Source organism: Streptomyces poriferorum (assembly GCF_019399235.1).
Classification (GTDB): Bacteria; Actinomycetota; Actinomycetes; order Streptomycetales; family Streptomycetaceae; genus Streptomyces; species Streptomyces poriferorum.
This window is the reverse complement of the sequence record NZ_JAELVH010000247.1, coordinates 1-10,170: the sequence shown is the minus strand read 5'-3', so window position 1 is coordinate 10,170 and position 10,170 is coordinate 1. Positions and strand designations below refer to the sequence as shown.

At 70.4% G+C, this 10,170-nt stretch carries 8 protein-coding genes and 1 pseudogene; 5 read left to right on the top strand and 4 right to left on the bottom strand.

The genetic code is table 11. The features are described from left to right. Positions 1–15: 15 nt before the first annotated feature. Positions 16–1,479 carry an MFS transporter gene (locus tag JGS39_RS31060; protein WP_219573064.1) on the bottom strand — a complete coding sequence of 488 codons (1,464 nt, stop codon included), beginning with the start codon at positions 1,477–1,479 and terminating at the stop codon, positions 16–18. A gap of 179 nt (positions 1,480–1,658) precedes the next feature. Here JGS39_RS31060 and JGS39_RS31055 point away from each other — a divergent pair, with 179 nt between their 5' ends. After that, positions 1,659–2,306 carry a TetR/AcrR family transcriptional regulator gene (locus JGS39_RS31055; RefSeq protein ID WP_219573073.1) on the top strand — a complete coding sequence of 216 codons (648 nt, stop codon included), beginning with the start codon at positions 1,659–1,661 and terminating at the stop codon, positions 2,304–2,306. Between the two features lie 142 nt (positions 2,307–2,448). Further along, entirely contained in the window at positions 2,449–3,264 is an 816-nt protein-coding gene (locus JGS39_RS31050) for a hypothetical protein (RefSeq protein ID WP_219573062.1), read from the top strand. 116 nt (positions 3,265–3,380) lie between these two features. On the opposite strand, the gene argG is transcribed toward JGS39_RS31050, so the two are convergent. Both argG and JGS39_RS31040 read right to left on the bottom strand, forming a co-directional pair. Beyond that, on the bottom strand, positions 3,381–4,826 hold the full coding sequence (gene argG, locus JGS39_RS31045; protein WP_219573060.1) for an argininosuccinate synthase: 1,446 nt from the start codon (positions 4,824–4,826) through the stop codon (positions 3,381–3,383). Positions 4,827–5,195: 369 nt separating this feature from the next. Then, positions 5,196–5,585 carry a RidA family protein gene (locus tag JGS39_RS31040; RefSeq protein ID WP_219573070.1) on the bottom strand — a complete coding sequence of 130 codons (390 nt, stop codon included), beginning with the start codon at positions 5,583–5,585 and terminating at the stop codon, positions 5,196–5,198. Positions 5,586–5,846: 261 nt separating this feature from the next. On the opposite strand from JGS39_RS31040, the gene JGS39_RS31035 reads away from it, so the two are divergent. Together JGS39_RS31035 and JGS39_RS31030 are read left to right on the top strand one after the other, a co-directional pair. Then, positions 5,847–6,260, top strand: coding sequence for a Scr1 family TA system antitoxin-like transcriptional regulator (locus JGS39_RS31035; protein ID WP_308120813.1), 414 nt, complete (start codon positions 5,847–5,849; stop codon positions 6,258–6,260). Next, on the top strand, positions 6,257–8,149 hold the full coding sequence (locus JGS39_RS31030) for an ATP-binding cassette domain-containing protein (protein ID WP_308120812.1): 1,893 nt from the start codon (positions 6,257–6,259) through the stop codon (positions 8,147–8,149). Before JGS39_RS31035 ends, JGS39_RS31030 begins: the two co-directional genes overlap by 4 nt. Before the next feature lie 28 nt (positions 8,150–8,177). Here the strand turns inward: JGS39_RS31030 and JGS39_RS31025 are convergent, their stop codons facing one another. Continuing rightward, entirely contained in the window at positions 8,178–9,161 is a 984-nt protein-coding gene (locus JGS39_RS31025; protein ID WP_219573058.1) for an Lrp/AsnC family transcriptional regulator, read from the bottom strand. Positions 9,162–9,295: 134 nt separating this feature from the next. Here JGS39_RS31025 and JGS39_RS31020 point away from each other — a divergent pair. After that, positions 9,296–10,170 (top strand): annotated as a pseudogene (locus JGS39_RS31020) (MFS transporter); the annotation flags it as partial.

Genomic DNA, 10,170 nt, shown 5'->3' with positions numbered 1-10,170 from the left:
CACAGGGCAATACACCTAGGCGTGCTCCTCGGTGGCGTGGGAGTCGGTGAGGGTGAGCGCACCGCCTGCCGTAACCAGGCCGACGACGACCGCCAGCACGGCGTAGGTGATCCGCTCGCCGTGGAAGAACGACGCCACCAGGCCGTCGCTCCAGGTGCCCGCGGGCAGCTGTGTGGTGACCAGCGCGGCGATCAGGGTGCCGACCACGGCGGTGCCGATGCTGCTGCCGACCTCCTGGGCGGTGTCGTTGAGCGCGGTGCCCATCGAGGTGCGGTTGCCCGGCATCGCGTCGACCAGTGCGATGGCGCAGATCGTCATCACGGTGCGCAGGCCGACGGTCATCAGGACCATGCAGGCCGCGATGACGCCGTATCCGTGGTCGACGCCCCAGGACAGACCGGCCAGTGCGCCGGCCAGGCAGACCGCGCCGACCAGGCAGGCGATGCGGTGACCGAACCTCTTCGCCAGCCACTCGGAGAGCGGGGTCGCGAGGATCATGGTCACGATGAGCGGCAGGTTCGCCAGGCCGGCCCGTACGGGGCTCCACCCGTAGGCGTACTGGAAGTGGAGGATCAGCCCGAACATCACGGCGGCCATCGCGATGGCGGTGCCGATCTGCGCGATGGCGGCGCCGCGGACGGTGCCGTGGGAGAAGAGGCGGAGATCCAGCATGGGCGAGGCGCTGCGGCGCTCGTGCCACACGAACGCGATGCCTGCGGCGATGGCGCCGAGAACCGAGGCGAGCGTGGGCGTGGAGATCCAGCCGTGCTCGACGCCGCTGGTCAGCGCGTAGCAGGCGAGACCGATGGCGGTGACGCTGAGCACAGCGCCCGGGAGGTCGAGCTTGTCGCGGGTCAGGTCCTGCGGCCGGTCGGCCGGGACGCCGAGACGGACGCCGATGGCCGCGATCAGGGCGATCGGGGCGTTGACGATCAGGAGCCACTGCCACGACGCGTGGGCCAGGGCGGTGCCGCCCAGCAGCGGGCCGAGGACGAAGCCGGACATGCCGACGATGATCATCAGCGTCATCGCGCGCATCCGCAGCGCCTTGTCGTCGAACAGCCGGAAGACCAGCGAGTTGGTGATGGGCGCCATCGCCGCCGCGGCTATGCCGAGGCCGGCCCGCAACGTGATGAGCTCCCCCGCGGTGCTGACCGCGACGACGGCCAGACTCAGCAGGCCGAACACCGCCAGGCCGACCAGCAGCACGCGCCGGCGCCCGAGCCGGTCGGCCATCGATCCTGCCGTCAGCAGCAGCCCGCCGAACGTCAGTGAGTACGCGCCGGTGACCCACTGCAGCGAGGTCGTGCTGCTGTCGAGGTCCCGGCCGATCGTGGGCAGCGCGATCGAGAGCAGGGTGTTGTCCACCATCTCGACGAAGAAGGCCAGGCAGAGCGCGGCCAGGGGAATCCATGCGGCGCGCAGGGACGGATAGGTACGCGATGCGGCGGGCTCGGTGGAAGACGTGGTCGTGGTCATGGCGGGCCTCCTCTCGGGACGTTGCCGAACATAGAACGATGTTCGACAATGGAACGAGGTTCGACCATAGAACACGGTTCGATAATGATGCAAGCTGTGATTGGATGAGTGCCATGACAGGCCCGCGCCCACGACCCGCCGATCGCCCTTCCCGGGGGCGTCAACGTGCCTCGCACTCGATCGAGGCCGTTCTCACCGCGGCCGTGGCGCTGCTCGACGAGGCGGGCGAGCAGGCGCTGACCCTCCGCGCCCTCGCGGGACGGCTCGGTACCGGCGTCGGCAGCATCTACTGGTACGTCTCGGGCAAGGACGAGCTGCTCGACCGCGCCATCGACCATGTGCTGGGCGGGGTGCTGAGCGCCGTCCAGGTCCAGGTCAGGAGCGACGACCCGATCGATGACCTGCGCACGATGGCCGTCACGCTGTTCGACGCGATCGTGGACCGGCCGTGGCTGGGCACGCAGTTCATGCGCAACATCGCGGACCGGGGCAACTCGTTGCGGCTCTACGAGGCTCTGGGCGAGCAGACGCTCCGACTCGACCTCACGCCGAAGCAGCGCTTCCATGCCGTGTCGGCCGTCGTGGGCGTCGTGGTCGGCAGCGCCGCCGACCTGGGGCAGGAGCCGCCCGAGGAGGTGCTCGACGGTGCGGTGGGCCGCGACGAGTTCCTCGGCCGCTACGCCGAGATGTGGCGTGAACTCGACGCCGGGGAGTATCCGTTCATGCACGAGATCGTCGACGAGTTCGACGGCCACGACGACAAGGAGCAGTTCCTTGCCGCGCTGGAGCTGACCCTGGCGGGCCTGCGCCTTCAGGCCGGGGCCTGAACCCGACCCGTAGCGCGGGCAGTCGAATGATCACCCGGCCTGCGGTGCGCGTCCGGGCCGTTGGTACTCTGCCGCCCCGCCGGCCAGCCGCCTAGGTCCGGGCCGGCGGACTCTCCTTTCCATACGCGGCAATGAGGTGCGCATGAAGGCAGCAGGCAGAACCGGCGCCGTGATCACACTGGCGGGGGCCCTCGCCCTCGTACCGATCACGGCGCCGACGGCACAGGCCGCGGACACCGGCATCACGGTGTCCCGGATCGTCATCAACGGCGGCAAGCCCGTCGTGGTGGGAACGCACGACGTGCAGGAGCCATCGCTCACCTTCCGGATCAATCTCCCGGCCGGATACAGCACCGCCGACCCCTTCGCGTACAGAGGGGAGCCGTTCCTCTACCACGACACCACTCCCGCCAAGGGCGCGGACGGCGGCGGTCTCTACCCGGGCGGCTACACCTGCTACGAGACGAGCTCCCGGATCGCGGACTGCGAGGGCAGCCTGCGCATCGACCCGTACTACCGCCTGGACTCCAACAACGACGCGACGACCTGGAACGTTGCCGTCCTGGCGCAGCTCTTCAAGACGAACGGGCAGCTCAAGACCCAGGAGTTCCCGGCCACGTCCGGCCGTGTCCAGATCAAGCGCTGGGCCAAGGCCACGGTCAACGCCTCGCCGGAGCCGGTGAAGAAGGGGAAGACGCTCACCGTGACCGGCAGCCTCACGCGGGCCGACTGGGTGAAGCACAAGTACACCGGGGTCGCGGCGGGGCTCGCCAGGCTGCAGTTCTGCAAGAAGGGCAGCACCGTCTACACGACCGTGAAGTCCGTACGGTCGAGTTCCACGGGTGCGCTGAAGACGACCGTCAAGGCGTCCGTCGACGGTTACTGGCGCTGGACCTTCGGCGGGTGGGACACCACAGGGAGCGCCACGTCGTCCGGCGACTACATCGACGTGCGCTGAGCCGGTAGCGGGTACCGCACGACAAAAAGGCCGGCTGGTACCGCACGGCTGGTACCGCGCGACGAAAAAGGCCGGTCCGGCGCACAGGGCGCCGGGCCGGCCTTCCGCTGCCGTGCCTAGTCCGTGCCGGACTCCATCGCGGCGCGGTCCAGCATCTCGTCGGCCTCGGAGACCTCGCCGCGGGAGGCGATGGCCTGGGCGCCGCCCTCGGGCAGGGAGCCGATCAGGCCGGTCGCCGCGGCCTGGGCCGCGCCGATGGCCGGGTTGGCGGTGCCGATCAGGCCGAGGCCCGCGTACTGCTCCAGCTTGGCGCGGGAGTCGGCGATGTCGAGGTTGCGCATCGTGAGCTGGCCGATCCGGTCGACCGGGCCGAACGCGGAGTCCTCGGTGCGCTCCATGGACAGCTTGTCCGGGTGGTAGCTGAACGCAGGGCCCGTGGTGTCGAGGATCGAGTAGTCCTCGCCGCGCCGCAGCCGCAGCGTGACCTCGCCGGTGACGGCGGTGCCGACCCAGCGCTGGATCGACTCGCGGACCATGAGCGCCTGCGGGTCCAGCCAGCGGCCCTCGTACATCAGACGGCCCAGGCGCCGGCCCTCGTTGTGGTACTGGGCGAGGGTGTCCTCGTTGTGGATCGCGTTGACCAGGCGCTCGTACGCGGCGTGCAGCAGGGCCATGCCCGGGGCCTCGTAGATGCCGCGGCTCTTGGCCTCGATGATCCGGTTCTCGATCTGGTCCGACATGCCCATGCCGTGGCGGCCACCGATGGTGTTCGCCTTCATCACCAGGTCGACGGCGGTGTCGAACTTCTCGCCGTTGATCGTCACCGGGCGGCCCTGGTCGAAGCCGATCGTGACGTCCTCGGTCTCGATCTCGACCGACGGGTCCCAGAACTTCACGCCCATGATCGGGTCGACGGTCTCCACGCCGGTGTTCAGGTGCTCCAGGGTCTTCGCCTCGTGGGTGGCGCCCCAGATGTTGGCGTCGGTGGAGTACGCCTTCTCCGTGCTGTCGCGGTAGGGCAGGTCATGGGCGACCAGCCACTCCGACATCTCCTTGCGCCCGCCGAGCTCGGTCACGAAGTCCGCGTCGAGCCAGGGCTTGTAGATCCGCAGGTGCGGGTTGGCGAGGAGGCCGTAGCGGTAGAACCGCTCGATGTCGTTGCCCTTGTACGTGGAGCCGTCGCCCCAGATCTGTACGTTGTCCTCAAGCATCGCCCGCACCAGGAGCGTGCCGGTGACGGCGCGGCCGAGCGGCGTGGTGTTGAAGTACGCCCGCCCGCCCGAGCGGATGTGGAACGCGCCGCAGGTGAGCGCGGCCAGCCCCTCCTCGACGAGCGCCGCACGGCAGTCGACCAGACGCGCGAGCTCGGCGCCGTAGGCCTTGGCGCGGCCGGGCACGGAGGCGATGTCGGGCTCGTCGTACTGGCCGATGTCGGCGGTGTAGGTGCACGGGACAGCGCCCTTGTCGCGCATCCACGCGACCGCGACCGAGGTGTCGAGGCCGCCCGAGAAGGCGATGCCGACGCGCTCGCCGGTGGGCAGGGAGGTGAGGACCTTAGACATAGGAAGATTATGCATCATCTCGCATGATCATGCAAAGCGGGGCTGCTGGGCCCCGGAATCCCACCATGGCACGGAGCGTTCCCGGCGGCAGATCGGCGGCCTGTGACGCGATCATCGGCATCCTGGATCGCTCCGGCGTGAGGCCGGACCTGGTGCTGCGCCCGTCGTTCGACGCCGGTGGTGCGCGGCCGCGTCTCCGTCGGCGGTTGCCCGGCTGTGTCGAGCCAGTCCGCTGACGTGGCGCCCGTTGGCCGGGGGAGCCGCCCTCGAAGGGGCTGCGGGGCATGCTCCGTCGTTGCCCGACCGCCGCGCGGGCGGCTGGTGAGGCGGCCCGATCCGGCGGGGCTCGCGCCCGGTCGCCTCATCAGGTCACCAGGGGATGATGGCGAGCGCCTCCACTTCGATGAGCAACTCCGGCCGCACGAGCGCGGTCACCTGTACGGCTGTGGAGGCCGGGGGATGCTTCGTGTCGACATGTGCGTCCCGCGCGGCCCGGACGGCCGGCAGGAATCCGATGTCGGTGACGTAGAAGGTGAGCTTGGCGACGTCGGCGAATGTCGCCTCCCCCGCTGCGAGGCAACGCTCCAGGTTCTCGAAGACCTGACGCGCCTGGGCGGCAGGGTCGCCCTCCCCGACCACGTTTCCCTTCTCGTCCAGCGCGACCTGGCCCGAGATCACGACCAGCCTGCCTTCGCCCATGACCACATGGCTGTATCCCTGGGCGGGGGCGACCCCGTCGGGCGGGTTGTGGGTCAGCATGGTGTCTTCGGAACCGTCGGTCTCGTCCTGCACGGCAACCTCGCTCTCCCGCGGCCTCTGTGCGGCCCAACGATAGGCGCCGACAGTCGGGTTCGGACAGGGTGGCCGCCGGGAAGTCCGGGTTCACCGGCGGCCGCGGTTTGAGTCCGACCATGCCCGCCTTGCGGCTGACGAGGCCGGGGGTGCTGTCCGTGAGGTGCTCCAGGCCGACGGCGGCTGTCGGCGGTTTGGGCCGCTTGCGGTAGTCGATGCTCATGCGGCGTGATTGTTCTCGCAGCCGATGCGGTGGAGCTCGGGTCCTATGCCGGTGTCGTGATCGACGGCTTGCTCCAGACGGAGGCGTATGCGCGGGTGCTGTACGGAGAACGGCGCCCTGCCTGCACGGAGGAACAGGTCGACCGGCTCGTCGCCGCCCGCATCGCGCGGCAGGTCCTCGTTCGTGCGACGTGCGACGGAAAACCCCATCCGTCACAGGCGTTTCAAGCGTCGGCGATTCGGCCACGAACCGCAGCTTCACGGCTGCCCCAGCGCACGGAACGGGCCCGCGAACCCTTGCCGTTGCTGAGGTCGCACGCGTCCGGAATCGAGCGCGTTCGATTCCCCGTGAGCGTCGTTATGCCGTGCACCGCCGAGCCATCCAGGTGCGGCACCGAGTCCCAGGAGGGACGCAGGTGACTGTGACTGACGACGCCTTGACCGCGCACTCGGACACCCCGCCGCCCCCACCCCCGGCCGTTCTCGACTTCCAGGGCAAGCACGGCGAGAACCCGCTGGCCGAAGCCGGTTTCCGCACCATGTGCGGGCGCCTTCCCGCCGTCCTGAAGCACACGGTCCGACTCGCCTGGGCGGTGGACAGGACCGCCGTCCTGATTCTCCTGCTCTGCCAGCTCCTCACCGGCGCCGCAGCCGCCCTCACGCTCGCCTTCACCGCGAGGGCGATGACGTACCTGCTCGCCACAGGGCCCGTCTCCGAACGTCTGCACGGCGCCCTGCCCGCGCTCGTCGTGGTGACCGTCGCCGCCGGTGCGGGCCGGATCGCCATGGCGCTCGCCTCGTACGCCGAACGTCGCGTCACGCCGCTGCTGATGACCGAGGCCGACGTGGCGCTCGTCGCCGCCGTGTGCCGGGTCGAGGTGGCGGCGTACGGCGAGGACGGCTTCGCGGACCGGCAGGAGGCCGCCGAAGTAGGCGTCACCCGCACCACGACCCTGGTCAACGACGCACAGCGGTTCGCCGCCGCCGGTGTCCGGATGGTCGCCGCGGGAGGCGTCATCACCGTCCTGCACTGGGCCATGCTCCCCGCCCTGCTGCTCGCCGTGCTCCCGGCCGGGCTCGGTGCGATCCTCCGGGCCCGGGTGGACTACGAGACCCACTACCTCAACGTCGGCGACCGCAACGTGCGCGGCATGACGCGCTGGTGGGCCACCTCCGCCCGGTACGGCGACGAGGTCCGGGCCAACGGCATGACCGGCTACATCCTTTACTGGTACCGGGCGCTGTCCGAGCGCATCGACGAGCGCACCCTGACCGCCGCACCGCGGCAGCTGCGCATCGACGTGTCCACCAGCGCTGTCAGCGGTGTCTTCCTGACGGGCACCTGGGCCCTCCTCGCCTGGCTCGCCACCACGGGCGCCGTCCCGCTGCCGGTCGCCGCGACCGCCGTCCTCGCCGTACAGACCACCCTCGTCGCGCTCTCCCAACTCGTCATCCAGGGCGCCGCGCTGTTCCACACCTCGCTCTACCTCGCCGACATGCGCGCGTTCCTCGACATGGCCGGGGCGCGCGCCCCGAAGCGCGGCGAGCTGACGATTCCGGAGCAGGTGGACGAGATTCGGCTCGACGAGGTCGTCTACCGGTACCCGGGGAAGGAGCAGCCCGCCGTGAACGGCATCTCCCTGAGCCTGCGCCGGGGCGAGATCCTGGCCGTGGTCGGGGAGAACGGCTCCGGCAAGTCCACCCTCACCAAGCTCATCACCGGCCTCCTCCTCGCCGACAAGGGCCGCGTGCTGTGGGACGGCGCCGACCTGGCGCAGGCCGACGCCGAAGCCGTCTGGAAGCGGACCGCGCTCGTACCGCAGAACTTCGCCACCTGGCCGCTGCGCGCCCGCGAGAACATCACGCTCGGCCAGCCCAAGTCGTGGGACGACGAGCTGGTGTGGAAGGCCGTCGACGCCGTCGGCATGCGCGAGGCCGTCGAAGAGCTGCCGAACCGGCTCGACACCCTCCTCGCCCGTGAACTGTTCGGCGGAGCGGAACTCTCCGGCGGGCAATGGCAGCGGCTCGCCTGCGGTCGTGCGCTGTACCGGCGGACTCCGCTGCTGATCCTGGACGAGCCGACCTCACAGATGGACGCGCGTGGGGAGCACCAGATCTTCCTGGAGATCAAGCGGCTGGCCGCCGACTGCATGACGATCGTCGTGACCCATCAGCTGGAGAACACGCGGCTGGCCGACCGGATCATCGTCATGGAGCACGGCCGGGTGACCGAGGACGGTACGTACGACGACCTGATCCACGCAGGGGGCCTGTTCGCCGAACTCGTCGCCCTGGCCCAGGACCGGTGACGGCCGGCTGCGTACCGGCACCTTCTCGTCACCCCCGGAACGGCCGGTACGTCAGCTGCTTCACGCGCCGCAGGAACGGCATCGATTCCACGTGCTCGACGCCTTCCAGTCCGCCCAGGCGCTCGCTCAGGTAGCGGTACAGATGGCCCGTGTCACGGGTGATCACCACCGCCACCAGGTTGGACGGCCCGGTGGTCGCCGCCGCGTAGGCGACCTCCGGGTGGGTGGCCAGCGCCTCGCCCACCGCGTTCAGGGCGCGGGGCGCGGCGGTGATGCACAGCATCGTCGGGTGGCGGAAGCCGAAGGGGCCGGAGTCGAACTCGACGTCCACGTACAGCGCGCCCGAGGCCACGAGCTGCACCATGCGGCGCTTGACCGCCGACTCGGAGCGGCCCGTCGCCTTCTGGAGTTCGGGGTACGTGGCCCGGCCGTCCGCTTCCAACGCGGCGACCAGGGGTTCGTCATCGGCGGTGATGACGGCCGGGCCGGGATGGTCCGGGAGCGGCGCGGGGGTGAGGGCGGTGGCCTGTTCCAGGGCGAGGGCGCCGCTCTTGTGGAGCCAGCCGGACGGGCCGCCGTAGAAGCGGTGCAGCAGCTGGTGCGCACGGATGTCGACGATGTGCGGGGTACGCGGCAGCTTGCCGAGGAGCAGGTCGTCGGCGTCGTCCCGGGAGCGGACGTTCGCCGTGCACGTCACCTCCGTACCGCCCGAAGTGAGGCCGATCCACGCCGTGTCCGGGCGCTTGGCCAGGGCTTCGGCGATGGCCGTCGCGCCCTCGGGTGCGCAGCGGACGCGCAGCAGCCAGTGGTCGAGCGAGTCCTCCGCGGCGGCGCAGCGGACCCCGACGACCCGGAGGCCCGCCTCGGACCGCAGCCGGCGGAAGCGGCGCGCCACGGTCTGGTCGGAGACACCGAGCACGGCGGCGATCCGGCTGAACGGGGCGCGCGCGTCCAGCTCCAGCGCATGCAGGATCTGCAGATCGAGGGCGTCGCCCACTGCGTTGGATTCCATGGCTGAAGGCCTCTTCAATGTCGAATTCCGGCGGTTAAAGGTCTTCGGCCGGTGGTTTCGGTCGCTCTTCTCCGATCGTACGGGAGTGGTCGCCGGCCACACCGAAGCCGTTAGAGCCGTACAGGGAGAAACACATGCGCAAGTGGGGGCCGCTCACCGCGGTCTGTCTGGGGACGTTCATGCTGCTGCTGGACGTCACGATCGTCATCGTGGCGCTGCCCGACATGGCACGGGTGCTGGACGCGTCGCTCTCCGACCTGCAATGGGTCATCGACGGATACGCGCTCGCGCTCGCCGCGCTGCTGCTCGGCATCGGGGCCGCCGCCGATCTGCTCGGGCGTCGGCGGGTCCATGTCGCGGGCGTCGTGCTCTTCGCCGTCGCCTCGCTGGGCTGCGGGCTCGCCTCGTCGCCCGCGCTGCTGGTGGCGGCACGCGGGATCCAAGGAGTGGGCGCGGCCGCGATGTTCGCGACCACGCTGCCGTTGCTCGCCTCCGTCTACCGGGGCAAGGACCGGTCCGTCGCGCTCGGGCTGTGGGGTGCGGTGAGCGGGGGCGCCGCCGCGATTCTTCTTCGTGAACCTTCCGGTCAGCGTCGCCGCCATCTGGCTGACCGTCCGTACCGTGCCCGAGTCGCACGGGGCGCGGGGCCGGCGCATCGACTGGGCGGGGACCGTGAGCTTCGCGGTGTTCGCGGCGGCGGCGACGTACGCCGTAGTGCGGGCGGGGAGCCTGGGCTGGACCTCGGGGCGCACGCTCGCCACGTTCGGGATCGCCGCGCTCGCCCTGCTCTGCTTCGTGCTGGTCGAGCGACGCGTCGCACACCCGCTGCTGGAGCTGTCGTTGTTCCGGAAGTCCGCGTTCACCGGCGTGATGGCTGGGGCACTCGCGTACAACCTGGCGGCCTTCGCCGTCCTGCCGTACACCTCGATCTGGCTGCAGACCGTGCTCGGGCTCAGCCCCGTTCAGGGCGGCCTGGCGCTCCTGCCGCTGGCCGCGACGGCGTTCGTGG

Excerpts from the sequence above, each read along its gene's own strand:
- JGS39_RS31060 (WP_219573064.1), bottom strand. The coding sequence starts at position 1,479 with ATGACCACGACCACGTCTTCCACCGAGCCCGCCGCATCGCGTACCTAT.
- JGS39_RS31050 (WP_219573062.1), top strand. The coding sequence starts at position 2,449 with ATGAAGGCAGCAGGCAGAACCGGCGCCGTGATCACACTGGCGGGGGCC.
- argG (WP_219573060.1), bottom strand. The coding sequence starts at position 4,826 with ATGTCTAAGGTCCTCACCTCCCTGCCCACCGGCGAGCGCGTCGGCATC.
- JGS39_RS31040 (WP_219573070.1), bottom strand. The coding sequence starts at position 5,585 with ATGCTGACCCACAACCCGCCCGACGGGGTCGCCCCCGCCCAGGGATAC.
- JGS39_RS31025 (WP_219573058.1), bottom strand. The coding sequence starts at position 9,161 with ATGGAATCCAACGCAGTGGGCGACGCCCTCGATCTGCAGATCCTGCAT.